Genomic DNA, 25,394 nt, shown 5'->3' on the forward strand with positions numbered 1-25,394 from the left:
CGCGGATCAGGCCGCGGGCAGGCGTACCTCGAACTGGCAGCCGCGGCCGGTGTTGCGCACGTCGACCCGGCCGCCGTGCGCCTCCACCAGGCCGCGCACGATCGCCAGGCCGAGCCCTCCGCCGCCACCGGAGCCGGCCGCGCCCGGGGTACGCGCGCGCTCGCCGCGGAAGGCCACGTCGAAGACGCGGTCCAGGTCCTCCTCCGGGATGCCGCCGCAGGTGTCGGAGACGGCAAGCCACACGGCGTCGCGTTCGTGGCCGGCCGCGATGTGCACGGTGCCGTCCTCCGGGGTGTACCGGACGGAGTTGATCAGCAGGTTGCTGACGACGCGGGCGAGTTCGCGTTCGCCGGCGCGGACGAGGGGCCAGCCGCTGTCCGCGGCGACCAGGTGGATCCGGCGGCGGGCGGCGAGCGGGGCGACGCCGGCGATGGCGTCGGACACGACGTCGCGCAGCGGCACGGTGGTGGGCGCGAGCCGCAGCGCGCCCGCGTTGATCCGGGACAGCTCGAACAGGTCGTCGACGAGCTGGGTCATCCGGTCGGTCTCGACCCGGATGCGCCGGTGGTATTCGTCGACGGTGGCCGGGTCGTCGATGATGCGGTCCTCGAGGGCCTCGGCCATCGCCCGCAGCCCGGCGAGCGGGGTGCGCAGGTCGTGCGACACCCAGGCGACGAGTTCGCGCCGTCCGGCCTCCAGCCGCCGTTCCCGGTCCCGGGCCGCCTGCGCCCATACCGCGGAGGCGGCGAGCCGGCTGCCGAAGACGGCGCCGACGGCGAGGCTGATCACCGCGGAGGCGCTGACGGTGACGAGGACGACCCACAGGTCGTGCGGGGACAGGAACATGGCCTGGGCGACCGTGGCGACGCCGACGACCACGGCGAGCACGGTGACGGTGAGCAGCACCAGCACGTGGACGAGGATGGACCGGCCGCGCAGCAGCCGCAGCGCCCCGGCGCCGGCCAGCCCGACGACGCCTCCGGCGACGAGGGCGTAGAGCCCGATGAGCAGCATGTCGGTCACCGCTGGGGTCCCCCGTCGAGCGGGTCGTAGCGGTAGCCGACGCCCCAGATGGTGCGGATGCGGCGCGGTTCGGCCGGCTCGTACTCGATCTTCTCGCGCAGCCGGCGGACGTGGACGGTCACCGTCGACTGGTCGCCGAACTGCCAGCCCCACACCTTGTCGAGCAGATCGGCGCGGGACCACGCGCGCCCGGGATGGCGCATGAGGAAGGCCAGCAGGTCGAACTCCCGGACGGTCAGCGCCAGCGGCGCGCCGTCGCGCTCGGCGACGCGGCGGGCGGTGTCGACGGCCAGCTCCGCGTCGACGAGCCGGCTGGAATCGGCCGGGCCGGTGGTGTGCCCGCTGGCGCGACGCAGCACCGAACGGATCCGCAGGACGAGTTCGCGGGGGGAGAACGGCTTGGTCACGTAGTCGTCGGCGCCGACCTCCAGCCCGAGGACGCGGTCGGCCTCCTCGCCGAGGGCGGTGAGCATGATGACCGGCAGGCCCGGCAGCTGTCTGCGGATCCTGCGGCACACCTCGAGGCCGTCGATGCCGGGCATCATGAGATCGAGCACCACGAGATCGGGCCGGTGGGTGGCGATCGCCGCGAGGCCGGCGGCGCCGTCGGCGGCCAACCGGACCTCGCAGCCGTCCTGTTCCAGGTAGCGCCGCACGACGTCGCTGACCGTGGGGTCGTCGTCGACCACCAGCACCCGGTGTCCCATCCCGGCCACGCTACCGACCGGCGGGCGGTGGGCCGCTACCGCCGGGTCTTTCGGATTGCTTACGGTCCGCCGCCGGCCGGCCCCTCCCACGGCCCGCCGCCGACCGGTGACGCCGGTCCGCCGTCAGGCCCGCCGCCAGTGCCGCGCCGGCGACGAGGAGCAGGACGGCGGCGAGGTTGCGGCCGTACGGCAGCGGCAGCACCGAGGGGTTGTCCGGGGGCCGGCCGAAGCCGAGGACGAGCGGCACCGCCACGACGGTGAGCGCGGCGGCGCTGATCGCGGCGGCACGCGCCACGGGCCGGTGCCGGCGCGGGACCCACCGGGCGACCGCCGCGCCACCGGCCAGCAGCACGACCATCCAGACGAGGTCGTGACCGGCCAGCACCCCGGCCAGGAAGAGCAGCACGCCCGCCGGCTTCAGGTCGGGGTCGGCGCTGCCGCCCACGACGGCGTACCCCATCAGCAGGACGCCGACGGCGACGAGCACGCTGCGGACTCTCATCGCGGCTCCCGCACGGTGATCGTGGCGACCCACTTCGTCTGGAGCACGCCGGGCCGGTTCGGGGCGATCAGCCGCGCCGGGTAGCCGTGGTCCGGGTGCAGGAGCTCGCCGTCGAGCCGCAGGGCGATCAGCGTCAGCGGGTCGCGGGCGTGGGCCGGCGCGACGGTCGACGCGCGGTACCGGCCGGCGGCCTCCAGCGACTCGACGAGGACCTCCGCGCGGTCCGGGTCGCCGCCCACGAGGGCCACCAGGTCCCGCAGTCGCACGCCGGTCCACCGCCCGGTGGCGCTCCACCCCTCCACGCAGGCGATCGGCAGGTCGGCGGTGTGCTGCGCGAAGGCGTGCAGGGCGGCGAGATCCAGGTCGGCCCGCCCGGCGGGGCCGACGACCGCCAGCCGGTAGGACGGGTCGAGCGCCCGGGCGCGTACCCCGGCGGTGTCCGCGGTCTTGTTGACCGGGAGCCCCTGCGGCCCCACGTCCGGCCGGCGGGGCGCGAGCACCGCCAGGCCGGACAGCGGCCGGACGGTCTGCCCGACCGTGGTCAGGGTGACCAGCCCGGCCGCGGCGGCGACGCCGCCGAGCAGCCCGCGCCGGCTCAGCCGGCCGCCCGGCGTCCCGGCGGCGGGGCGGGCGAGCGCGTCGCGCACGGTCGGCAGGTGCACGCCGACGTGCACCAGCAGCGCGCCGACCGCCAGCCACGCCACCCAGTAGTGCCCGGCGGTGAAGAAGAACGGCATCGGCGCATACCAGCGGGAGACGTTCAGGACGCCGCCGATCACCTGGAACAGCGCGGCGGCGACCAGGACGCCGACGCTGGCGCGTTCGAGCGCGTGGGCGACCGAGCGGGCCGGCGGCCAGGCGAACAGGTGCGGGTAGGCCGACCACAGCTTGGCGCCGAGCAGCGGCACCGTGGCGAGCCCGGTCGCCACGTGCAGGCCCTGGGTGAACCGGTAGAGCCCCACCGGGCGGGCCGGCCACCGGAACCAGCCCGGCGGATCCTGGATCAGGTGGCTGAGCAGCCCGGTGAGGAAGCAGACGGCGAACGCCACGCCGAGGGCGATGCCGAGCTGGCTGGTCAGTCGCGTGGACCGCAGCCGGGACGGGAACGCGCCGGCGCGCAGGGGTCCCCGCCGCAGCGCTGCGGGCGGTGCCGGCAGCGGCGTCGACCACCAGCGGGCGAACCGCCGCAGCGGGGTCGGACGGCCGGTCACGCGGGGCCGAGGGTGGCGAACCATCGGCCCGCCGCCGTCCAGGTGTCGAGGATGCGCAGCGCCGTGGCCCCGGCCAGCGCGGGCAGGTCGTCGAGGGGCACGCAGGCCCAGCTCAGCGGGCTGCCGACGCCGCCGGGGGCCTGCACCATGGCGGTGCCGGACCAGGCGGGCGTGCCGGGTGGCGCCAACTCGGCGTGCAGCCGGCCGTCGGCCGCCAGGAGCCGGCGGCAGCGGCGCAGCAGCCGGTGCGGGTCACCACCGATGCCGATGTTGCCGTCGGCCAGCAGCAGGTGCTGCCAGCGGCCGGTGCCCGGCACCGGGTCGAAGACGTCGCGTTGCAGCGCGACCGCGCCGCGGCCCCGGGCCAGGCGGACGGCGGTGGCGCTGATGTCGATGCCGAGGGCCGGGCGGCCGGCGGCGATCAGGGCGCCGGTGAGCCGGCCGGGTCCGCAGCCGACGTCGAGGGTGGGCCCGGTGCAGCGGGCGAGCAGCGCCGAGTCCCCGGCGGTCGCGTCCCGGCACCAGACGGTCGGGTCGAACCGCAGCTCGCCGCCGCTGGAGTGTCGGGCCGTGAACGCGGCGGGGACGCCCGACGCGGCCCGGTCGAACACGGCGTCGAAGACCGCGACGGCGTTCACCGGCCGACCCCCGCCGCTGACGGTACGTCGGCGTCGACGGCGACGGCGAACCGGCTGCCCGGCGGGCACAGCGCGGCCACGACGTGCGCGTCGGCCGCGGTGTCCACGTCGCGCAGGCGGGGGAGCAGGTGGACCCGCAGGCCGCGGCGGCGCAGCGCGGCCAGGGTCAGCCGTCCGGTGCGCGCCGTCGAGGTGGGGATCGCGCGCAGGGCCTCGGCGTGGCCGGGCTCGCGCAGGCCCAGCGCCCACCAGCCGCCGTCGTCGGCCGGGCCGAGCACCGCGTCCGGCCCGTCCGCCGTGCCGAGCAGCCCGACGGCGGCGTCGAGGTGCGCGGCGGTGAGCTGCGGGGTGTCCATGCCGATCAGCAGGGTCGCCGCGGCCGTTTCGCGGCGGTCGGCGACCGGGCGGGCGTCGGCGAACGCGTTGGCGAGGCGGTCGCTGAGCGGGCCACCGCGCTGGGCGAGCCGCGCCCAGCCCGCCGGGGCCGGATGGTCGCCGTCGACGACCAGGATCCGCGCGCCGGCCGTGGCCGCGGCGACGGTGTCGAGGGTGTCGGCCAGGGCCGCCGCGGCGATCCGGGCGGCCTGCCCGGGGGTGCAGGGCGGGCAGAGCCGCGTCTTGACCCGGCCGGGTTCCGGCGTCTTGGCCAGCACCAGCACCTGGGGGGCGCTCACCGGGCCAGCACCGCGCTCATGTCCCGGACGGCGCGGACGGTGCCGAGCACGGTGCCGGTCACCTTCGAGCGGGTGCCGGCCGCCCGGGGGTGGTAGTCGACGTCGACCTCGACCACCCGCCAGCCGGCCCGGCCCGCCGCGATCAGCAGCTCCAACGGGTAGCCGAACCGGCGGTCGCGCAGCCCCAGCGCCAGCAGGTCGGCGCGGCGCACGGCCCGGATCGGCCCGATGTCGTGGATGTCGAGGCCGGTCGTGCGGCGCAGCCGACGGGCCAGGACGGCGTTGGCGACCCGGGCGTGCGCGGGCCACACCCCCCGCGCGGCCGGGCGGCGCCGCCCGGTGCCCAGGTGCGCCTCGCCGGCCAGCACCGGGTCGGCCAGCCGGGGCAGCTGCGCCGGGTCGAAGGACCCGTCGGCGTCCATCACGCACACCACGCCGTCGCCGGGGTCGGCCGCCAGGACCCCGGCGTGTACGGCGGCGCCGTAGCCGGGCTCGGCGACGCTGATCACCTCGGCGCCGCAGGCGCGGGCCACCTCCGCCGAGCCATCGGTCGAGCCGTTGTCCACCACGATCGGCCGGTAGCCGGCCGGCATCCGGGCCAGCAGGTCGGGCAGGGCCGGGGCCTCGTTGCGGCAGGGAAGAACCACATCGGTCATGCCGCGGACGCTAGGACCTGATCCGCCCGGAAATCCTTACCTGACGGTGACAGAGTCTTACGGAACGGTGACCCGGCCCGGAGTTTCTTACGAACCGCTGACGGTAGGCCGCGGCCGGGGCGGATGGCCGCGTCCCGGCTCTACCGTCGGCGCCGTGACCCACGTACTCGTTACCGGCGGCGCCGGATTCATCGGAACCCACGTCGTGACCGCCCTGCACGACGCCGGCCACCGGGTGACCGTCGTGGACGCCGGCCATCCCGGCGCACACCGCTCGCCGCTGCCGGACACCGTGGCGGGGGCCCCGCTCGTCCGGCTCGACCTGCGGGACCGGCCCGCCGTCGCCGGCGTCCTGGCCGGCGTCGACGTGGTGGTCCACCAGGCGGCGATGGTCGGGCTCGGCGTCGACCTGGACGACCTGCCCGAGTACGTCGGCTGCAACGACCTCGGCACGGCGGTCCTGCTCGCCGCGATGGCCCGCGCGGGCGTGCACCGGCTCGTGCTCGCCAGCTCCATGGTCGTCTACGGCGAGGGCGCGTACGCCTGCGCCGGGCACGGTGCGGTCCGCCCCGCGCCGCGAAGCGTCGCCGACCTGGCCGCCGGTCACTTCGAGCCGGCCTGCACCAGCTGCGGCGCCGCCGTCGCCCCGGGGCTGGTCGACGAGGAGGCCCCGCTGGACCCGCGCAGCGTGTACGCCGCCACGAAGGTCGCCCAGGAGCACCTCACGGCGGCCTGGGCCCGGCAGACCGGCGGCACCGTCGTGGCGCTGCGCTATCACAACGTCTACGGGCCCGGCATGCCCCGCGACACGCCGTACAGCGGGGTCGCGGCGATCTTCCGTTCCGCGCTGGAGGCCGGGCGGGCGCCGCGGGTGTTCGAGGACGGCGGCCAACGCCGCGACTTCGTGCACGTCCGCGACGTGGCGGCGGCCAACCTCGCCGCGCTGGAGGCGACCGGCACGCGCACGGGCTGGCGCGCGTACAACGTCGCCTCCGGTCGCCCGGCCACCGTCGGCCAGTTGGCCACGGAGCTGGCGCGGGCCGCCGGCGGGCCCCCGCCGGTGGTCACCGGCGAGTTCCGGCTCGGCGACGTGCGGCACGTGGTCGCCTCGCCCGCCCGGGCCGAGACCGAACTCGGGTTCCGGGCCGCCGTGGGGCTCGCCGACGGGATCGCGGAGTTCGCCCACGCGCCGCTGCGCGGATGAGCGTCCGGCTGCCGAGCGCGGTGCCGTCCCCCTCGACGCAGCGGGGGCGGCGTCCGCCGCGGGCCGACCTGGTCGCCGCCGCCGCCGCGCTCGGCCTGGTCGCGGCAGCCGCCGTCGTCGGCGGCGTGTTGTACGCGTTGGGCCGCCCGGTGTACGCCAGTGCGGCGCCGCTGTCGGCGCACTGGCTGCCGCACGTCGGGCCCGGCACGCCGGCGGCGCTGCTGCTGGCCGCGCTGGTCTGCTGGCGCGGGCCGGCGCTGGCCGCCCGGCTGCCCTGGCGGCCGCTGCTCGCGCTGTCCTACGCCACCGCCGTGGCCTGGACGCTGTCGCTCGCCCTGGTCGACGGCTGGCGGCGCGGCGTCGCCGGGCGGCTCACCACCGTCCACGAGTATCTGCACGAGGTCCCCGGAGTCACCGACATCCCGGCCATGCTGGGGGAGTTCACCACCCGGATCCTCGACTTCCAGCCGGACTCCTGGACCACGCACGTGTCCGGCCACCCCCCGGGTGCGCTGCTCGTCTTCGTCTGGCTCGACCGGGTCGGGCTGGGCGGTGGCGGCTGGGCCGGGGTGCTGTGCATCCTGGCCGGGGCGCTCGTCGCCGTCGCCGTGCCGCACACCGTACGGCTGCTCGGCAGCGGCGCGGCGGCCCGTGCCGTGCTGCCGTTCGCGGTGCTGTTCCCCGGTGCGGTCTGGTCCGGGGTGTCGGCCGACGGGCTGTTCGCCGGGGTGACCGCCACCGGCGTCGCCCTGCTGGCGCACGGCGTCACCCGGGGGCGTGCCGTGAGCGCGGTCGCCGGTGGCGCGTTGCTGGCGTTCGGCTGCTACCTCTCCTACGGGCTCGTCCTGATGGCCCCGGTCGCCCTGGCGGTCGTCGTGCTGGCGGGCCGGCACCGGCCCACCGCGGGCTGGGCGTTCGCCGGGGCGGTACCGGTCGTGGCCGCGTTCACGGCCGCCGGCTTCTGGTGGCCCGCCGGCTACCACCTCGTCGTCGAACGCTACTACCAGGGCATCGCCGCCGACCGCGCGTACGGCTACTGGGTCTGGGCCAACCTGGCGCTCGTGGTCGTCGCCGCCGGGCCGGCGGCGGCCGTGCTGCTGCGCCGCGCGGCGCTGGCCGGCTGGCGGGCCGTCGCGCTGCGGCGGCCCGGTGCGGAGTCGGCGACCTGGCTGCTGCCCCTCGCCGCCACGGCGGCGATCGTCGCGGCGGACCTGTCCGGCTACAGCAAGGCCGAGGTCGAACGCATCTGGCTGCCGTTCACCGCCTGGCTCCTGGCCGGGGCGGCGCTAATCCCGCCCGCCGACCGCCGCACGTGGCTCGCCGTGCAGGCCGGGGTGGCCCTGACGATCAACCACCTGCTGCTGACAAGCTGGTAGGCCACCGGAGGATCCGATCTTCCGCGTCGCGTCCCGTGACCAGCTGCCCGAGAGCCTCGACCGAGGGTCAGCGGGTCTTCCGCGTCGCCCGCTTGCGGGGCGGGGTCAACAGGTCGGCGATGGCCGCGATCGCGGACGGCACCAGCCGGTAGTACGCCCAGACGCCGCGCTTCTCGCGTTCGAGCAGGCCGGCCTCGGTGAGGATCCGGAGGTGGTGGCTCACCGTCGGCTGGGAGAGCCCGAGCGGCGCGGTGAGGTCGCTGACGGACGCCTCGCCTTCCGGGGAGGACTGGATCAGGCTGAGCAGCCGCAGCCGGGCCGGGTCGGCGATCGCCTTCAGCACCCCCGCGAGCCGCTCGGCGTCGGCGCGTTTGATCGGCTCGCCGGTGAGCGGCGAGACGACGGGCGGGGCGGTTCTCGGAGTTCCCACGCCCCTCATCGTCGCACCGACACCATCGATCGGGCGGTGGATCCGGAACTCGGGTGTCGGCACCAGCCTGCGGGGTGACGTCCGGCCGGACAGGCCGGCGACGGGGGGTGGCCGGGTCGGTCGGATGGTGGAGGCGCCTCCTGTCCGGTCGCGGAGCGCGGACGACGTTCCGGTGGAGTTCGGGAATGCGCTGGTCAGCGAGGAGCGGGGCGAGAGGTTCATGTATATGAACTTATGTTCTTATCCTTGACAGTCGAGCGCGGCCTGGCAGACGATGCCGGGCGTGTGCAAAATCCCTGTAAACAATCGGTGCCAACAACCGACATCGGCCGGCGCGCGATGACCGCCGAGCCGGGGTGCGGGCCGCGCGGGATGCGGGTCGGTGGGCGGGTCGCACCACTCGGCGTGCCCGGCACGGCACCCCACCTGTCCTGGTCGGTGCCGGGCGGTGCGGAGATCGACCCGGATCGCGGGTTCCAGGTGTCCGTGGCGGCCTCCCGGCAGGCGGTCGAGTCGGACAGGGACCTCGCCTGGGCCACCACCTGCGCCCGGCCCTGGACGGTGTACGCGGGCCCGCCCCTGACCTCGCGCGACCGCCGCTACTGGCGGGTCACCGCCACCGACCGCTCCGGCCGTCCGGTCAGCAGCGCGACGGCGGCCTTCGAGGTCGGGCTGACCGACCCGGGGGACTGGTCGGCCACCTGGATCAGCGCACCCGTGCCCACCTATCGGCGGGAGAGCTGGGACCCCTGCCCGTACCTGCGGCACGAGTTCGACGTCGACGAGGTGGGCACCGCCCGGGTCTACGCGAGCGCGCTCGGGCTGTACCGGCTGTGGCTCAACGGCGTCGAGCTGACCGCCGACGCGCTCTACCGCCCCGGCTGGACCGACTACCGCACCCGGGTCTACCACCAGACCTTCGACTGCGGGGCGGCCCTGCGTCCGGGCCGCAACACTCTGGCGGCCGTCCTGGCCAACGGCTGGTACGCCGGACGCCTCGGACTGCTGCGCGAGCCCGGCTTCTACGGCGACCGGCCGGCGCTGCTGGCCCAACTGGAGATCGACGGCAGGCCGGTCGCCTCGACCGGCACCGGTTGGCGCGCCGGACACGGGGCACTGCAGGCGACGGACCTGCTGCGCGGTGAGTCCCAGGACCTGCGGCAGGAACCGCGGGGCTGGCGGCTCGCCGGCTTCGACGACGCCGGGTGGGCGCCGGCCGAACCCTTCGCCGGGGTCACGCCACCGGTCGAACCGCAGCCCCACGACCCGATCACGACCTACCAGGTGCACACCGGCCGGCTCGTGCACGAACACGCCCGGGGCCCGGCCGTCTTCGACTTCGGGCAGAACCTGGTCGGTTGGACGAAGCTCACCACGAGGTGCCTGCCGTCGGTCGAGTTGATCGTGCGCCACGGCGAGATCCTGACCCCCGAGCAGCTCGTCTACCGCGACAACCTGCGCGGGGCCTTCCAGGAGGACCGCTTCGTGGTGCCCGACGCCGGCCCGCACCAGCTCGCCACGTCGTTCGCCATGCACGGGTTCCGCTACGCGGAGGTCTGGGGCCTGCCCAGCCAACTGCCGCACCACAACTTCACCCTGCTGCCCGACACCTCGATCGAGGCGGTCTCCGTCACCGGACTGCCCAGCCCGGTCGGCGAGTTCGCCTGCTCCGACGAGCACCTGACCCGCCTCGCGGCCAACGTGGCGTGGACCGTCCGTGACAACTTCCTCGAAGTGGCCACCGACTGTCCCCAGCGCGACGAACGCCTCGGCTGGTTGGGGGACGCGGGGGCGATCGCGCCGACCGCCGCGTACCACTTCGACGTGTTCGCCTTCCTGGCGAAGTTCGCCCGGGACGCGGCGGACACCCAGGGCCCCGACGGGGAGATCCGCAACTACGCCCCGGCGATCCCGCCCGCCAGCATGCGGCCCGGGGCGCCCGGCTGGTCCGACGGCTTCATCCGCCTCGTCCACCTGCTCGTGCAGCGGTACGGGGACCTGCCGACCGCCGAGCGGCTGTTCGCGTCGATGGTCCGCTTCCTCGACCACGTCGACCGGGCCAACCCGGCCGGGCTGCGGGTCAACGAGGTCGGGGCCGACTTCGGTGACTGGCTGTCGCTGCCGGAACGCGACGGCCTGGAGCTGCACCCGGGGTACGCCTACACCGGCGCCTACTCGACCACCCCGACCGCCATCGTCGACACCGCCCACAGCTACCGCTCCTTCGTCCAGCTCGCCCAGATCGCGGCCTGGCTGGGCAGGGACCGGGAGGCGGCCCGGCTGGCGGACCGGGCGGCGGAGATCCGCGCCGCGTACCGTGCCGCGTTCCCGCTCGCGACCGGCGACGTCGCGGACGCGACCCAGGCCGCGTACGCGCAGGCGGTCGGATACGGGCTGCTCACCGGCGCCGAGGCCCAGGAGGCGGCGGACCGGTTGCGCGCGGCCATCGAACGGGTCGGCCACGTCACCACCGGCATCCACGGCGTGGAGCACGTCCTGCCCGTGCTCTGCGCCCACGGGCACGCGGACTTCGCGCTCGAACTCCTGCTGCGCAGGCAGATGCCGAGCTGGCTGTACATGGTCGACCAGGGCGCGACCACGATCTGGGAGAAGTGGGACGGCATCCGCCCCGACGGCACCCTCGCCACGGCCGAGATGAACTCCTTCAACCACTGCGCGCTCGGTGCCGTGGGCCGGTTCCTGTTCGAGCACGTCGCCGGCATCGACGCCACCGAGACCACCTGGACCGGGGAGATCACGGTGCGGGCCGCGTACTCCGCCGCGCTCGGCTGGGCCCGCGCCGCCTACGACAGCCCGGCGGGCCCGATCGGCAGCTCGTGGCGCTGGGCGGGCGACGTGGTCGAGCACGAGCTGCGGATCCCCGCGACCGCGTACGCCACCGTCCGGGCACCGGCGGGCGCCCGGCTCGTCGCGGCTGGCCAGGGCGGCGTCGGCGGCACCGAGCTGCGGCTCAGCCCCGGCCGGCACACCGTCGCCGTGCACGGGCTGGTCGCGCCGTGACCCCCGGGTGGCCGCTGGCCCGTACCGTGCTGCTGAAGCTCGTCCGGCTCGCGGCGGTGCTGTTCGTGGTGTCGCTGCTCTGCTTCCTCAGCCTCAGCCTGCTGCCCGGCGACCCCGCCCAGGCGATCCTCGGCGAGTCCGCGTCGCCGCAGGCGGTGGCCGCGCTGCACGAGCAGCTCGGGCTGGACCGGCCGTTCCTGGAACGCTTCCTCGGCTGGCTCGGCAACGCGGTGCAGGGTGACCTCGGCCGGTCCTACGCGACCAACCAGACGGTCGCCCAGATCATCGCCGAGCGGGCCCCGGTCACGATCGAGCTGATCGTGCTCAGCCAGCTCATCGCGATCGCCGCCGCGATTCCCGCCGCCGTGGCGGCCGCCGCCCGCCGCGGCTCAGCCGTGGACCGGGGGATGAGCCTGTGGGTCTTCACCGTCCTGTCGACGCCCAACTTCGTCGTCGGATTCGTCCTGATCTGGGTGTTCGCGGTCCAGCTCGGGCTCTACCCGGCGAACGGCTACGTCCCGGTCAGCGCGGGGATCGGCCAGCACCTCGGCTCCCTGCTGCTGCCCTCGCTCACGCTGGCCGCCGCACCGTTCGCGCTCTACCAGCGCGTGCTGCGCGCCGACCTGGTCGAGACGTACGGCCAGGAGTTCATGCAGGTCGCCCGGGCCAAGGGCATCTCGCCGCTCCGCGCCGCCATGCGGCACGCCTTCCGGCCGAGCCTGCTCAACCTCACCACCTCCGTCGGCGTCACCGTGGGGGTGCTGATCGGCTCGGACGTGATCGTGGAGACCCTGTTCAGCCTGCCCGGGCTCGGCGCCGAACTCGCCCACTCGGTCAGCGCCCGCGACTACGCGGAGGTGCAGGGCCTGGTGCTGGTGATCGCCGCCGCGTTCGTGCTGATCAACGCGGCGGTCGACCTGATCTACGGGCTGATCGACCCGCGGCTGCGGGCGCGAAGCAAGGCGGTGACCCGATGAGTCTCGACGTCGCACCCACGGCACCGGCCACCGTCGCCCCGGCCACGCCGAAGACCCCAGAGCGGTCCGGCCGGCGGTGGCGGGTGACCGACAAGCTGTCCATGGCCTGGCTGGTGCTGCTGGTCCTGTCGATGCTGCTGCTGCCGACCGTGCTCGGCCTCGACGACCAGAAGATGGCCGCCGCCGACCGGTTGAGCGGGCCGTCCGCCGCGCACCTGCTCGGCACGGACAACTACGGGCGCGATCTGCTCGCCCGCGCGCTGTCCGGGGCGCGGGTCTCCCTGTTCATCGGCTTCGGGTCGGTCGCCGCCGCCGCGCTCGTCGGGGTGCCGCTGGGCATGCTGGCGGGCTACCTGCGCGGCCGGTTCGACGCGGTCGTCTCGTTCGTGGTGGACGTGATCCTGGCCTTCCCGGGCCTCATCCTCGCCCTCGCCCTGGCGTCGTTCCTCGGCGCTTCGATCACCAACGTGCTGATCGCGATCACCGTGCCGATGACACCGGTGTTCGTCCGGTTGGCCAAGGCGCAGACCCTGGCGGTCGCCGGCCGTGAGTACGTGGAGGCCAGCCTGGTGATCGGCACCCCGGCCCGGTCCATCCTCTGGCGGGACGTGCTGCCGAACATCCGCACCGCCGTGCTGTCGTACGCGCTGGTCAGCATCGGCACCGCGATCCTCATCGAGGGCGGTCTGAGCTTTCTGGGCCTGGGCGTGCCCTCGCCTCAACCCTCGTGGGGAAGCATGATCAATCTTGGCCGGTCCTTCATCGCGAACGACCCGTTGCTGATCGTGGTGCCGGCGGTGTTCATGCTGCTGACGATCCTCAGCCTGAACCTGCTCGCCGACCGGTTCCTGTCCGGGGCGGACGCCGTGACGGGCGGTGTGCGATGACCGGGGACGCCCTGCTGAGCATTCGTGACCTCGTGGTGGAGTTCCCGACCCCGGCCGGGCCGGTGCGCGCCGTCGACCAGGTCAGCCTCGACCTCGGCTTCGGCGAGCGGCTGGGCATCGTCGGTGAGTCCGGCTCGGGCAAGAGCGTCCTGGCGCGTACCGCGATGGGCCTCACCCGCACCAGGGCGGCCCGGGTCACCGGCCAGGTCCGGCTCGCCGGCCACGCCGTGCTCGACCTGAGCGAGCGGCGCCGCCGCGCACTGTGGGGCCGGGAGGTCGCCATGGTGTTCCAGGATCCGCTCAGCGCCCTGCACCCCATCACCCCGATCGGGGAGCAGATCGCCGAGGCGGTGCGGCGCGATCCCCGGGTGACCCGCCGGCAGGCCGCCACCCGGGCCGTCGAACTGCTCGAAACGGTGGGCATCCCGCTGGCGGCGCAGCGGGCCCGGTCCCGGGCCCACGAGCTGTCCGGCGGGATGCGGCAGCGGGTGGCGATCGCCATGGCCGTCGCCGGTCGACCCAAGCTGATCTTCGCGGACGAGCCCACGACCGCCCTGGACGTCACCGTGCAGGCCCGCATCCTCGACCTGTTCGACGCCCTGTGCCGGGAGTTCGGCATCGGGCTGGTCATGGTGAGCCACGACCTGGGCGTGGTGGGCCGGCACACCGACCGGGTGGCGGTGATGTACGCCGGCCGGATCGCCGAGCGCGGTCCCGTGGCCGACGTCTTCGCCCGCCCCGGCATGCGCTACACCAGCGCGCTCATGGCCGCCATCCCGCGGGCGGACGTGGCGCGGCAGGTCCTGCCCAGGCCGATCCCGGGGCTGCCGCCGAACCTGCTGGACCCGCCGCCCGGCTGCCGGTTCGCGCCCCGCTGCGGCTTCGCGTCCGACCGCTGCCGCACGGCGCAGCCGCCGATGACGGCGCGTGCGGCGGGGGCCGGGCACGAGTTCGCCTGCTGGCACCCCGGCGAACCGGCGGTCGACGCGGCGGTCGCGCCGCACCAGGACAGGGAGGTGGCGGAATGACCGCCGAGCGAAGCGCCCCGGTGTTCGAACTCAGGGACGGCTCGGTCCGCTACGGCACGGGCCCGGTCGAGGCCGTCTCGCAGGTCTCGGTGCAACTGCACCGGGGCGAGATCCTCGGCCTGGTCGGCGAGTCCGGCTGCGGCAAGTCCACCACCGCCCGGGCCATGCTGGGCCTCGTCCCGCTCAGCGGCGGCACCCTGCTCCTGCACGGCGAGCCGGTGCGGCGTCACGACCGCCGGCTGCGCAGGTCCGTACAGGCGATCTTCCAGAACCCGGCGGCGTCGTTCAACCCGAAGCGGTCCCTGCTCGACTCGGTCGCCGAGCCGTTGCGGGTGCACGGGCACGGCACCCCCGCCGAGCGGCGTCGGCGTGCCCTCGCCGAACTGGACCGGGTGGGCATCACCGAACAACTGGCCCACCGCCGGCCCCGGGAGGTCTCCGGCGGCCAGTGCCAGCGCGCGGCGATCGCCCGCGCCACCATCCTGCGCCCCGAGATCCTCGTCTGCGACGAGCCGGTGTCCGCGCTGGACGTCTCGATCCAGGCCCAGATCCTGGAACTGCTGGCCGAGCTGCGCGCCGAGCAGGGGCTGGCCATGCTGTTCATCTCGCACGACCTGGGCGTCGTCGCGTCGCTGTGCGACCGCACGGCGGTGATGTACGCCGGCCGGGTGGTGGAACAGGGCGGCGCCCTCGACATCGCGCACGACCCGCGCCACCCCTACTCCGTCATGCTGCAGGACTCCGTACCCTCCCTTGACCTGGCCGCCGCCCGGGCACCCCGGGTCCAGCCCACCCCGGGTGCCGAGGACGTCGACGGCCGCCAGCTGGCCGGCTGCCGGTTCGCCACGCTGTGCCCGTCGGTGACCACCGCCTGCACCACGTCGTCGCCTCCGCTGCGGCAGATCGCGCCGCGCCACGAGGTGGCCTGCGTCCATCCCTTCCCGTCGACCACCCCGCGTGTCGCGGCGCAGCCGTCCAACACGGTCTGACCCAGCCTCCGGGCTGCCCGGCCGGCCCGCCGCGACACGGTTCCACCACCCCCGAACCCGTCATCCGAAAGGCTCCGACATGCCTTTTCTCCCAGCCCGCCGCCGCTTCGGCCGGGCGACAGCCCTGCTGCTGACCCCCCTGTTGGCGGTGGCCCTGACCAGTTGCACGACGAAGGCCGGCACCGGCGACACCGGTGGCGACACCGCGCCCCGGGCCGGCGGGACGCTGACGGTCGCCCTGGCGGTCGAGGTGACGACCCTCGACCCGAGCAAGGGATCCGCCAACGCGATGGCGCTGGTCGGCTCGTCGATCTACGACACCCTCATGGTCGTTCCCAAGCTCGGCGACCAGCCCCAGCCCAACCTCGCCAAGTCGCTGACCGCGAGCCCGGACAAGTTGACCTGGACGATGACCCTGCCCACCGGGGTCCAGTTCAGCGACGGCACGCCCTTCAACGCCGAGGCGGTGAAGTTCAACCTGGAGCGCGGCATGGCCAAGGGCTCCACGGCCGCGGCGCTGCTGTCGTCGGTCAAGTCGGTGGAGGCCCCCGACGAGACCACCGTGCTGCTTCGCCTGAAGGAACCGTTCGCCAGCCTGCCGTACGCCTTCGCCTACGACGGCTCCGGCACCGCGGGCTACATCGCCTCGCCCACCGCCCTCAAGCAGCACGGCGACGACTACACGGCCCACGCGGCCGGCGTCGGACCGTTCAAGCTGAAGTCCTGGTCGCCCGGCAAGCCGGTCGAGCTGGTGCGTAACCCGAACTACTGGAACAAGGACCGGCAGGTCTACCTGGACCAGGTCGTCATCAAGACGATCGCCGACCCGCAGAGCGCCTACCAGGCCCTGCAGGCGGGTGACATCGACCTGATGTCGACGGTCAACCCCACCCTGATGCAGACGGCCAAGGCCGACAGCCAGGTCAACTTCGTCCAGGGGGTGGGCGGCGACCAGGACGCCGTCATCCTCAACCTGACCCAGCCGCCGTTCGACGACCTGCGGCTGCGGCAGGCGGTGTCCAAGGCGCTCAACCGGCAGGAGATCGTCGACCTGACCACCGAGGGCTTCGGCAAGCCGGCGGTCAGCCTGTTCCCCGAGGGGAACGCCTTCCACGGCACGGCCGCCGACCCGGGCTTCGACCTGGCCGGAGCCAAGGCGCTGGTCAAGGAGTACGAGACGGCGACGGGCCGGAAGGCGACGTTCTCGTACACGTGCAACACCATCCGCCCGGCCACGGACGTCATCGTCGCGCAGCTCAAGGCGGCCGGCTTCGACGTCACGCTCGACGCGCTGGACTACTCGGCGTGGGTGGCGGCCTTCTTCGGCAAGAAGTACCAGGCGATCTGCTGGACCATGGCCGGCTTCCTGACGCCGGACCTGCTGCCCTACCGGTTCCTGTACTCCGGTGGCGACCTGAACACCGGAGGGTTCACCGACGCGACGTTCGACGCCCGGGTGACCGCGGCGCGCGCCGAGTCCGACCCGGCCAAGCGCAAGCAGCTGTGGAACGAGGCGGACACCGTGCTGACCACCCAGCTGCCCTGGGTGTGGACGACCAGCGCGCCGATCGGCTTCATCTGGTCGAAGCGGATGCACAGCGCCGACTACGACGAGCCGAGCCGGCTGCGCTACAGCGTGCCCACCTTCGCCAACGCCTGGGTCACGAACTGACGCCGCCGCCGGTCGCGCGACCGGCGGCCTGAGGAAGGGAACACCACATGGAGTGGATCGGTCGGGTCGGTGCCGTCACCGGGGCAGCCTCGGGCATCGGGGCCGCGACGGCGCAGGAGTTGGCCGCCCGCGGCGTGCACGTCGTCGCGATGGACATCGACCCGGCCGGTCTGTCCGCCACGGTCGCCGCGATCGAGGCCGCCGGGGGCGCCGCGACCGCCGCCGTCGTCGACGTCGCCGAGCGGGCCGCGGTGCAGGACGTGATCGCCGGTGTGGCGGCGGGGCACGGACGCCTCGACCTCGTCGTCAACTGCGCCGCGACGTTCCTGGCCCGTGGCCTCGACGTGACCGGCGCCGACTGGGACCACGTGCTGCGGGTCAACGTGCAGGGCATCAGCAACGTCGTGCAGGCGGCCCACCCCCTGCTGGCCCGCGCCCCGGGCGCGGCGGTCGTCAACACCGCCAGCATCTCGGCGCACGTCGCGCAGCGGTCCAGGTGGACGTACAACACGACGAAGGCCGCGATCGTCACGCTGACCAGGTGCATGGCGATGGACCTCGCCCCCGACGGCATCCGCGTCAACGTGGTCAGCCCCGGCTGGATCTGGACCCCCGAGGTCGCCCGGGCGGCGGGCGGCGACCGGGCCGCCTGGGAGCCGGTCTGGGGCCGGTTCCACCTGCTGCGCCGCCTCGGGGAGCCGGTGGAGGTGGCCCGCGCCATCGCCTTCCTGTGCTCCTCCGACGCCAGCTTCATCACCGGCACCGAACTGCCGGTGGACGGCGGCTACCTCGCCATGGGGCCCGAAGGACTCGGGGACGACTCGTCCTTCGCCGGCTCCCGGTAGCACCGCCCGCCCCGCGGGGCGCATCGACTAGTGATTCGAGGAACGACAGTGACCACCAACATCGTCATCACCGACACCAACCTGGGGGACGGCTCGATCGAACGAGCCGTGCTGGCCGGCGACTTCGCGGTCAACCGGTTCGACGCCAGGACCGAGGACGCCGTCCTCGACGTCGCCGGCGACGCCGACGGGCTGCTGGTGCAGTGGGCGCCCATCACCGACCGGGTGCTGGCCGGGCTGCCCCGGCTGCGTGCCGTCGTGCGCTACGGCATCGGCCTGGACAACATCGACCTGGCCGCCGCCGCCCGGCGGGGGGTCGAGGTGCGCAACGTCGACGACTACTGCCTGGCGGAGGTCGCCGACCACAGCATGGCGGCCGTCTACGCGCACAACCGCCGGCTCACCACGGCCAGCCGGTCGTGCGCCGACGTGGGGTGGACCACCGCGGGCATCGCCCCCGCGCTGCCGCCCGGGCAGGACCCCGTCGGCGTCGCCGGGTTCGGCCGCATCGGCCGCGAGGTCGCCTCGCGGGCCCTCGCCCTGGGCTTCCCGGTGCACGTGTGGGACCCGTTCGTCTCCGACGTGCCCGCCGGCGTCACGGCGCACCCGACGCTGGTCGAGCTCGCCGCCGCAGTCAACCATCTCACCCTGCACGTGCCCGCGACGCCACAGACGCGCGGGATCGTCGACCGCGCGGTGCTCGACGCGCTCGGGGCCGACGGCCACCTGGTGAACACGGCCCGGGGCGCCCTCGTGGTCGAGACCGACCTGCTGGCGGCGCTCGACGCCGGCACGCTGGGCTTCGCCTCGCTCGACGTGCTGGCCAGCGAGCCACCCGAGCAGACGTCCGCGAAGCTGGCCGGGCACCCGCGGGCCCTGGTGACCCCCCACCTCGCGTACCTGTCGACGGTGTCGCTGCCGCAGTTGCAGCGGCGGGCCGCCGAGATCCTGCGCGACCTGCTGACCACGGCGGGCTGACCGGTGCGCGCTCTCGTCTTCACCCGGCCGAACACGGTGGAACTGCTCGACGTCGCGCCGCCCGTGCCGTCCGACGGTGAGGTCGTCGTCGCCGTCCGCGCCGTCGGCATCTGCGGCAGCGAACTGCACGGCATCGGCGACTCCCACTTCCGCAGCCCGCCGCTGATCATGGGACACGAGTTCTCCGGCACCACGAGCGACGGGCGTCGGGTCACGGTGAACCCGCTGCTGAGCTGCGGCACCTGCGACCTGTGCGGCCTCGGCCGCGAGCAGTTGTGCCGCCGCCGGCAGATCCTCGGCATCCACCGGCCCGGCGCGTTCGCCGAGCACGTGGCGGTGCCCGAGCACGCGCTGCACCCGCTGGCGCCCACGATGTCGTTCGAGACGGCCGCGATGATCGAGCCGCTGGCGAACGCCGTGCACGCCCTGAATCTGGCCCGCCCGGCCGAGGGCGCGCGGATCGCGGTCCTGGGCGCCGGCACGATCGGCCTGGTCTCGCTGCTCGTCGCCCGCCAGTACTCCGACGAGGTGACGGTCTGCGACCTGTCCGAGGCCCGCCTAGCGGTGGCCGAGCGCCTCGGCGCGGCGGCCGTCGGCCCGACCCTGACCGGCGAGTTCGACGTGATCATCGACGCGGTGGGCGCCGCGGCCACCCACCGGCTGTCGGTGCAGCGCCTGCGTCCGGGCGGCACGGCCGTCTGGGTGGGCCTGCTCAGCGGCGACGCCGGCTTCGACGGACAGCAGATCGTCCGGGAGGAGAAGCACGTCGTGGGCTCGTACTGCTACACGGGTGCCGAGTTCGCCCACGCGGTCGCCCTCGCGGAGACGGTCGCGCTGGACTGGACCTCACCGTTCGACCTCGCCGACGGGGCCACCATCTTCACCGAGCTGATGCGGGGCCGCCAGGACGTGGTCAAGGCGGTGCTGCGGCCGTGACGGCGCGGCGACGACCCCTGCCGGCCGACCCAAGGAAAGGAGGACGCCATGTACGGCGTGCGGCTACTTCATCTCGGTGACGGTGACGTGCCGGGGCCCGAGGTGTACTGGATGTCGGACTGGGACCGCTGGTACCGGCTCGCCTTCCAGGCGGTCCTGATCCAGGGCCCGGGCGTCAACGCGCTGGTGAGCACCGGCCCGGCCCGGGATCTGGGCCCGATGAACGCGCGGTGGGCCACCTTCCTCGGCGAGCGGGCCGCCCTGCGGCGGGCCCCCGGGCAGTGGCTGCCCGACCAGTTGGCCGCCCACGGCCTCGCCCCCGAGGACATCACGCACGTCCTGCTGACCCCGTTGCAGCTCTACACCACGTCGAACGTGCCGTTCTTCCCCCGTGCGCAGATCTGCCTGACCGAGCGGGGGTGGACCCACTTCCACCGGACGACGAAGCACCCGCACGACGACCGCTGGTCCTCCCTGTCGCCGGAGGTGCTGCACCACCTCACCCACGAGGCGTGGGACCGGGTCCGGCTGCTCGCCGACGAGGACGAGGTCGTGCCCGGCATCCGTACCTGGTGGACCGGGTCGCACCACCGCGCATCGATGGCCGTCGAGATCGACAGCACCGTCGGCGTCGTCACCGTCACCGACGCCTACTTCACCCGCCGCAACCTGGACTCCGACCATCCGATCGGGATCTGCGAGAACATCTACGAGGCCATGGCGGCGCACGAGCGGGTGCGACGGGTCGCCGACGTGCCGCTGACCCTCTACGACGCCGACCAGCTCACCGCGTACCCGGACGGGCTGGTCGCCGAGCCGCCCGGGCGGTGACGTGCCCGGGGTGCGCTTCCCGCTGTCCGGCCCGGCCGGACAGCGGGAAGCGGCGGGGTCAGCCGGCCGCTCGGTGCCCGACGACGGTCTGCTCCTGCCGGCCCAGGCCCTCGATCTCCAGGGCCACGACGTCGCCGACCCTGAGGTAGGGGAACCGGCCGGACAGCGCGACGCCCTCCGGGGTGCCGGTGTTGACGACGTCGCCGGGCATCAGCAGCATGTGCTGGCTGAGGTGGACGATCAGCTCGGGCACCGAGAAGATCATGTCGGCGGTGCTGGAGTCCTGCCGGGGCTCACCGTTGACCCAGGACCGCAGCCGCAGCCGGCCGGGGTCGAGCTCGCTCGCCGGGCGCAGCACCGGCCCGAGCGGGTTGAACGTCTCCGCGCACTTGCCCTTGGACCACTGGCCGCCGGAGACCTCGATCTGGAAGGCGCGCTCGGACAGGTCGTTGGCGAGCGCGTAGCCGGCCACGTAGTCCAGGGCGTCGGCCGGGTCGGTGAGGTGGCGCGGCGTGCGCTTTATGACGACGGCGAGCTCGACCTCCCAGTCGGTCTTCGTCGACCCGAGCGGCAGGATGACGTCGTCGTCGGGGCCGACCACGCAGCCGGGGTGCTTGAGGAAGACCACCGGGTGCTCCGGCGGTGCGGCGCCGGACTCCGTGGCGTGGGCCGCGTAGTTCATTCCGATGCACACCACGGCGGGCGGGCGCGCGATCGGTGCGCCGATCCGCTGCCCGGCCGTGTCGACCGGGTCGAGCGTGCCGGCGGCGACGGCGGCGGCCACCCGCTCGATGCCGTCGGTCTCGAAGAAGGAACCGTCCAGGTCGGCGGTGAGCCCGGTGAGGTCGTACTCCCGGCCCTCGTGGCGCACGGCCGGGCGTTCCTTGCCGGGAGCGCCGAAGCGGAACAACTCCATGTCAGTCCCTTCGTGTTGTGGGTGCGGCGCCGTCCCGGTAGCCCAGGCGCAGCGAGAGCTGGTGGGCCGTGGAGCAGAGCGTGTCGATGGTGCGCCGGATGAGTTCGGGTGTCTTGCGGACCTCGGGAATGGAGACGCTGATGGCGGCCCGGGTGGTGGCCCGCAGGCCGTTCAGCGGGGCGGCGACGCAGAAGACGCCCGGGGTGTACTCGCAGTTGTCGATCGCGTACCCGTGCGTGCGGGCCTGCCGGACGGCGGCGACGAGCTCGGGGAGCGAGGTGACGGTCTGCGGCGTGTACGGGACGAACTCCGTGTCGGCGAAGCGGTCCCGCAGGTCGTCCTCGTCGAGCTGGCTGAGCAGTGCCTTGCCGATGCCGGTCGCGTACGCCGGCAGGCGCACGCCGACCCGGGAGGCGAGACGCAGGTGGTGATCCGGATCGACCTTGGCGATGTAGACGTTGTCGGTGCCGTCGAGGGTGGCGAGCTGGACCGTCTCGTTCAGCGTGTCCCGGAGGGTCTCCATGTACGGCAGCGCGACCTTCTCCAGGTCGTTGATCGCGACGTAGCTCTGGCCGGCCTGCCACAGCCGGATGCCGATGCGGAACCGGCGGGTGTCGGGGTCCTGTTCGAGGAAGCCCCGGGCCGTCATCGTCATGAGCAGCACGTAGGTGCTGCTCTTGGGGAACTCCAGGCGGCGCTGGACCTCGGTCAGGGTCAACCCGTCACGGTGCTCGGTCAGCAGGTCGAGGATCGCCAGCGTGCGGTCTGCCGACTTGACGAGAGTGCTCATAGGAACGGCCCTGTTCATGTAGATGAACCGTGGTTTTGATACTGGTACCATACAACCTCGTCGCCGCCCGTGGGTCACCGGGTCGGGCGGCACGCCGAAAGGACATCGATTGGGCCAGGATGCCGGGCCTTCCGCCCGTACCGTCGCGTCAGCTCCGTCCCCGGTCCGGGTGGCGCTGTTCGTCACGTGCCTCGTGGACGGGCTGGTGCCCCGCGTCGGCGCCGCGACGGTCGCGGTGCTCGAACGGCTGGGCCTCGACGTGGCCGTGCCCCGGCGACAGACCTGCTGCGGTCAGCTCCACGTGAACTCCGGCTACCCGGACCAGGCGCTGGCCCTGGTCCGCAACCACGTCGCGGCGTTCGCCGACGCCGAGGCGATCGTCGTGGCCAGCGGCTCGTGTGTGGCGGCGATCCGGCACCAGCACGTCGAGCTCGCCCGGGCGGCCGGCGACGAGGGGCTGGCCGCCGAGGCGGCCGCCGTCGCGGCACGCACCTACGAGCTTTCCGAGTTCCTCGTCGACGTGCGCGGCGTGCTGGACGTCGGTGCGTGGTTCCCCCACCGGGTGACGCTGCACCAGGCGTGCCACGCGCTACGCCTGCTGCGCACCGGCGACCGGGCGCGACGACTGCTGGACCGGGTCGAGGGCATCGAACTCGTGGACCTGCCCGACGCCGACTCCTGCTGCGGCTTCGGTGGCACCTTCGCGCTGAAGAACGCGGCGGTGTCCGCCGCCATGCTCGCCGACAAGCTGCGGGCGGTCGACGCGACCGGCGCGACCGTCGTCACCGCAGGGGACGCCTCGTGCCTCACGCACCTCGGCGGCGGGCTCTCCCGCGCGGCGGCGGGGGCCCGCACCGTGCACCTGGCCGAGATCCTGGCCGCGACCCGAGATCGACCGTGGGCACCGCCCGGTGCTCCACCGCACCCGAGGAGACGACCGTGACGGTGTTCCTGGGCCTGCCCACCGCGTCGCCCGGCGTCGGCAACCTGCACGCCGCGACGCCGTTCCCGACCGCCGCCGCCGAGGCGCTGCGCGACGACCAGCTGCGGCGCAACCTCTCGCACGCCACCCGCACCATCCGTGGCCGGCGACTGCAGACGGTCGCCGAGCTCGACGACTGGGAGCAGCTCCGGGCCGCCGGAGCCGCCATCAAGGACGACGTGCTCGACCACCTCGACCGCTACCTGCTCCAGCTCGAACAGGCGGTGACCGCCCGGGGCGGCGCGGTGCACTGGGCCCGGGACGCGGCGGAGGCCAACGCCATCGTCGTCGACCTGGTCCGGCAGGCCGGCGCGACCGAGGTGGTCAAGGTCAAGTCGATGGTCACCGCCGAGATCGGCCTCAACGAGGCCCTGGCCCAGGGCGGCATCGATGCCGTCGAGACCGACCTGGCCGAGCTGATCGTGCAACTCGGCCGGGACCACCCCAGTCACATCCTCGTGCCCGCCATCCACCGCAACCGGCGGGAGATCCGCGACATCTTCCGGCGCGAGATGGCCGGGGTGGACCCCGCGCTCGGCGACGAGCCGGCCGAGCTGGTCGAGGCGGCACGGGCCCACCTGCGGCAGCGGTTCCTCACGGCGCGGGTGGCCGTCTCCGGGGCGAACTTCGCGATCGCCGAGACGGGCACCCTGGCGGTCGTCGAGTCCGAGGGCAACGGGCGGATGTGCCTCACCCTGCCCCGCACCCTGATCACCGTCATGGGGATCGAGAAGGTCCTGCCCAGCTGGCGCGACCTCGAGGTGTTCCTGCAACTGCTGCCCCGTTCGTCGACCGCCGAGCGGATGAACCCGTACACGTCGATGTGGACCGGCGCGGTGGAGGGGCAGGAGTTCCACCTCGTGCTGCTCGACAACGGGCGCACCGCGACCCTGGCCGACCCGGCTGGTCGGGCGGCTCTCCGCTGCATCCGGTGCTCGGCCTGCCTGAACGTCTGCCCGGTCTACGAGCGCACGGGCGGGCACGCGTACGGCTCGGTCTATCCCGGGCCGATCGGCGCGGTGCTCACCCCGCAACTGACCGGGGTGGCCGACCACCCTCACCTGCCGTTCGCGTCGACCCTGTGCGGGGCCTGCTTCGACGCCTGTCCGGTGGCGATCGACATCCCGCGCATGCTGGTGCACCTGCGGGCGCAGGCGGTGGCGGCGGGCGCGCGGCAGCGGCGGCTGCCGACGTCCGAGGCCGCCGCGATGTCGGTGCTCGGCTGGCTCATGTCCAGCCCGGGGCGCTGGTCCGCCGCCCTACGGGCGCTGTGGCTGGGGCGGGTCCTGGGCCGGCGTACCGGTTGGATCCGCCGGTTGCCGCCGCCGATGTCGGCGTGGACGAGGTCGCGGGACGCGCCCCGCCCGCCGCGCCGCCCGTTCCGGGCCCGGGGGAGGCGGCGGTGAGCCGCGACATGCTGCCCGCCGGCGGGACCGGACGCGACGCCGACGCCGCGCGGGCCGAGGTGCTGCGCCGGGTCCGGCTCGCCGTCGGGACGCAGCCGCCCGGCGGCGGGGTGTCCCGGGACTACCGGGGCGTCGGCGCGCGCCCGGCCGACGACCCGGTCGGGTTGTTCGTGGAACGGCTGACCGACTACCGGGCGAGCGCGTACCAGTGCGGTGCGGACGAGGTCGGCACGACGATCGCCGGCATCCTGGGCGAGCGCGGCCGGACCCGGATCTGCGTCCCCCACGGCCTGCCCGCGCAATGGACCGCGCCCGGTTGGCAGGTGGTCGGCGGCGACGCGCCACCGGACCCGGTCGCGCTCGACGCCTTCGACGGCGTGGTCTCCGGTTGCGCCCTGGCGATCGCGCTCACCGGCACGATCGTGCTCGACTCGGGGCCGGGCCAGGGCTGGCGCGCGGTCACCCTGGTTCCCGACTACCACCTGGTGGTGGTGCGTGCCGACCAGATCGTGCCGGCCGTGCCGGACGCGATCGCCCGACTCGACGCCACCCGGCCGATGACCTGGATCAGCGGGCCCAGCGCCACGAGCGACATCGAGTTCGACCGGGTCGAGGGGGTGCACGGTCCGCGCACCCTGGACGTGCTGGTGGTGGCCGAGGGCCGGTAGGCCCCGCCCGGCCGGGCGGGGCCCTGTCGAGTGCCGGCAGGTCCCGC

The 25,394-nt window shown here is 74.4% G+C and carries 25 protein-coding genes; 15 read left to right on the top strand and 10 right to left on the bottom strand.

The genetic code is table 11. From position 1 onward, the window contains the following. Positions 1 to 6 precede the first annotated feature (6 nt). The 7 genes from LPA42_RS19220 to LPA42_RS19250 are packed head-to-tail and all read right to left on the bottom strand — an operon-like array spanning position 7 to position 5,411. The gene (locus LPA42_RS19220) at positions 7 to 1,014 is read right to left on the bottom strand and encodes a sensor histidine kinase KdpD (RefSeq protein ID WP_096761713.1); all 1,008 of its coding nucleotides are present in this window, start codon (positions 1,012 to 1,014) and stop codon (positions 7 to 9) included. Between the two features lie 5 nt (positions 1,015 to 1,019). Then, positions 1,020 to 1,730, bottom strand: coding sequence for a response regulator transcription factor (locus tag LPA42_RS19225; protein WP_077939679.1), 711 nt, complete (start codon positions 1,728 to 1,730; stop codon positions 1,020 to 1,022). A gap of 10 nt (positions 1,731 to 1,740) precedes the next feature. Next, the gene (locus LPA42_RS19230) at positions 1,741 to 2,232 is read right to left on the bottom strand and encodes a hypothetical protein (RefSeq protein WP_144082778.1); all 492 of its coding nucleotides are present in this window, start codon (positions 2,230 to 2,232) and stop codon (positions 1,741 to 1,743) included. Continuing rightward, entirely contained in the window at positions 2,229 to 3,443 is a 1,215-nt protein-coding gene (locus LPA42_RS19235; RefSeq protein WP_228986732.1) for a molybdopterin-dependent oxidoreductase, read from the bottom strand. Before LPA42_RS19235 ends, LPA42_RS19230 begins: the two co-directional genes overlap by 4 nt. After that, on the bottom strand, positions 3,440 to 4,081 hold the full coding sequence (locus LPA42_RS34180) for a class I SAM-dependent methyltransferase (protein WP_228986733.1): 642 nt from the start codon (positions 4,079 to 4,081) through the stop codon (positions 3,440 to 3,442). The genes LPA42_RS19235 and LPA42_RS34180 overlap by 4 nt, the downstream gene beginning before the upstream one ends. Then, a complete protein-coding gene (locus LPA42_RS19245; protein ID WP_077939647.1) occupies positions 4,078 to 4,755 on the bottom strand; it encodes a DUF2064 domain-containing protein in 678 nt (225 codons plus the stop codon). The genes LPA42_RS34180 and LPA42_RS19245 overlap by 4 nt, the downstream gene beginning before the upstream one ends. Then, positions 4,752 to 5,411, bottom strand: a complete 660-nt coding sequence (locus LPA42_RS19250; RefSeq protein ID WP_043968320.1) for a glycosyltransferase family 2 protein — start codon at positions 5,409 to 5,411, stop codon at positions 4,752 to 4,754. The genes LPA42_RS19245 and LPA42_RS19250 overlap by 4 nt, the downstream gene beginning before the upstream one ends. A gap of 154 nt (positions 5,412 to 5,565) precedes the next feature. Between LPA42_RS19250 and LPA42_RS19255 the strand changes: the two genes are divergently transcribed. Beyond that, a complete protein-coding gene (locus tag LPA42_RS19255; RefSeq protein WP_228986734.1) occupies positions 5,566 to 6,615 on the top strand; it encodes an NAD(P)-dependent oxidoreductase in 1,050 nt (349 codons plus the stop codon). After that, the gene (locus LPA42_RS19260; RefSeq protein ID WP_077939649.1) at positions 6,612 to 7,991 is read left to right on the top strand and encodes a hypothetical protein; all 1,380 of its coding nucleotides are present in this window, start codon (positions 6,612 to 6,614) and stop codon (positions 7,989 to 7,991) included. Before LPA42_RS19255 ends, LPA42_RS19260 begins: the two co-directional genes overlap by 4 nt. A gap of 67 nt (positions 7,992 to 8,058) precedes the next feature. Here the strand turns inward: LPA42_RS19260 and LPA42_RS19265 are convergent, their stop codons facing one another. Then, complete coding sequence (locus LPA42_RS19265; protein ID WP_077939650.1) at positions 8,059 to 8,430, bottom strand: helix-turn-helix transcriptional regulator; 372 nt, start codon at positions 8,428 to 8,430, stop codon at positions 8,059 to 8,061. Positions 8,431 to 8,730: 300 nt separating this feature from the next. Here LPA42_RS19265 and LPA42_RS19270 point away from each other — a divergent pair, with 300 nt between their 5' ends. The 10 genes from LPA42_RS19270 to LPA42_RS19315 all read left to right on the top strand — a co-directional run bounded on the left by LPA42_RS19270 (position 8,731) and on the right by LPA42_RS19315 (position 20,585). Continuing rightward, positions 8,731 to 11,442, top strand: a complete 2,712-nt coding sequence (locus LPA42_RS19270; protein WP_158229486.1) for a family 78 glycoside hydrolase catalytic domain — start codon at positions 8,731 to 8,733, stop codon at positions 11,440 to 11,442. Continuing rightward, on the top strand, positions 11,439 to 12,419 hold the full coding sequence (locus tag LPA42_RS19275; protein WP_141723664.1) for an ABC transporter permease: 981 nt from the start codon (positions 11,439 to 11,441) through the stop codon (positions 12,417 to 12,419). The genes LPA42_RS19270 and LPA42_RS19275 overlap by 4 nt, the downstream gene beginning before the upstream one ends. Next, positions 12,416 to 13,306, top strand: coding sequence for an ABC transporter permease (locus LPA42_RS19280; RefSeq protein WP_077939653.1), 891 nt, complete (start codon positions 12,416 to 12,418; stop codon positions 13,304 to 13,306). The genes LPA42_RS19275 and LPA42_RS19280 overlap by 4 nt, the downstream gene beginning before the upstream one ends. Next, on the top strand, positions 13,303 to 14,334 hold the full coding sequence (locus LPA42_RS19285) for an ABC transporter ATP-binding protein (protein ID WP_077939654.1): 1,032 nt from the start codon (positions 13,303 to 13,305) through the stop codon (positions 14,332 to 14,334). Before LPA42_RS19280 ends, LPA42_RS19285 begins: the two co-directional genes overlap by 4 nt. Continuing rightward, positions 14,331 to 15,323, top strand: coding sequence for an ABC transporter ATP-binding protein (locus tag LPA42_RS19290; RefSeq protein WP_077939655.1), 993 nt, complete (start codon positions 14,331 to 14,333; stop codon positions 15,321 to 15,323). Before LPA42_RS19285 ends, LPA42_RS19290 begins: the two co-directional genes overlap by 4 nt. 79 nt (positions 15,324 to 15,402) lie before the next feature. Then, positions 15,403 to 16,995, top strand: coding sequence for an ABC transporter substrate-binding protein (locus LPA42_RS19295; protein WP_077939656.1), 1,593 nt, complete (start codon positions 15,403 to 15,405; stop codon positions 16,993 to 16,995). Between the two features lie 47 nt (positions 16,996 to 17,042). Then, positions 17,043 to 17,840, top strand: a complete 798-nt coding sequence (locus LPA42_RS19300) for an SDR family oxidoreductase (protein WP_077939657.1) — start codon at positions 17,043 to 17,045, stop codon at positions 17,838 to 17,840. A gap of 48 nt (positions 17,841 to 17,888) precedes the next feature. After that, the gene (locus tag LPA42_RS19305) at positions 17,889 to 18,818 is read left to right on the top strand and encodes an NAD(P)-dependent oxidoreductase (RefSeq protein ID WP_158229487.1); all 930 of its coding nucleotides are present in this window, start codon (positions 17,889 to 17,891) and stop codon (positions 18,816 to 18,818) included. A gap of 3 nt (positions 18,819 to 18,821) precedes the next feature. After that, positions 18,822 to 19,754: a zinc-binding dehydrogenase gene (locus LPA42_RS19310; RefSeq protein WP_043968337.1), complete on the top strand. Its 933-nt coding sequence runs from the start codon at positions 18,822 to 18,824 to the stop codon at positions 19,752 to 19,754. A 111-nt stretch (positions 19,755 to 19,865) separates the two neighbouring features. Next, positions 19,866 to 20,585 carry a hypothetical protein gene (locus LPA42_RS19315; RefSeq protein WP_228986735.1) on the top strand — a complete coding sequence of 240 codons (720 nt, stop codon included), beginning with the start codon at positions 19,866 to 19,868 and terminating at the stop codon, positions 20,583 to 20,585. 58 nt (positions 20,586 to 20,643) lie between these two features. Here LPA42_RS19315 and LPA42_RS19320 read toward each other — a convergent pair whose 3' ends face one another. Further along, positions 20,644 to 21,501 carry a fumarylacetoacetate hydrolase family protein gene (locus LPA42_RS19320; RefSeq protein ID WP_077939659.1) on the bottom strand — a complete coding sequence of 286 codons (858 nt, stop codon included), beginning with the start codon at positions 21,499 to 21,501 and terminating at the stop codon, positions 20,644 to 20,646. Position 21,502: 1 nt separating this feature from the next. Continuing rightward, positions 21,503 to 22,291 carry an IclR family transcriptional regulator gene (locus LPA42_RS19325; RefSeq protein ID WP_158229488.1) on the bottom strand — a complete coding sequence of 263 codons (789 nt, stop codon included), beginning with the start codon at positions 22,289 to 22,291 and terminating at the stop codon, positions 21,503 to 21,505. A 169-nt stretch (positions 22,292 to 22,460) separates the two neighbouring features. Between LPA42_RS19325 and LPA42_RS19330 the strand changes: the two genes are divergently transcribed. Genes LPA42_RS19330 through LPA42_RS19340 form a run of 3 tightly spaced genes read left to right on the top strand, consistent with a single transcriptional unit; the run spans position 22,461 to position 25,347 of the window. Then, positions 22,461 to 23,234 (top strand): (Fe-S)-binding protein, encoded by a 774-nt coding sequence (locus LPA42_RS19330; protein WP_228986736.1) that lies wholly within the window; start codon positions 22,461 to 22,463, stop codon positions 23,232 to 23,234. After that, entirely contained in the window at positions 23,231 to 24,679 is a 1,449-nt protein-coding gene (locus tag LPA42_RS19335; RefSeq protein WP_077939681.1) for a LutB/LldF family L-lactate oxidation iron-sulfur protein, read from the top strand. The genes LPA42_RS19330 and LPA42_RS19335 overlap by 4 nt, the downstream gene beginning before the upstream one ends. Continuing rightward, positions 24,676 to 25,347 (top strand): LUD domain-containing protein, encoded by a 672-nt coding sequence (locus LPA42_RS19340; RefSeq protein ID WP_228986737.1) that lies wholly within the window; start codon positions 24,676 to 24,678, stop codon positions 25,345 to 25,347. Before LPA42_RS19335 ends, LPA42_RS19340 begins: the two co-directional genes overlap by 4 nt. Positions 25,348 to 25,394: the final 47 nt, after the last annotated feature.

The organism is Micromonospora sp. DH13, assembly GCF_020873825.1.
Taxonomy (GTDB): domain Bacteria; phylum Actinomycetota; class Actinomycetes; order Mycobacteriales; family Micromonosporaceae; genus Micromonospora; species Micromonospora haikouensis.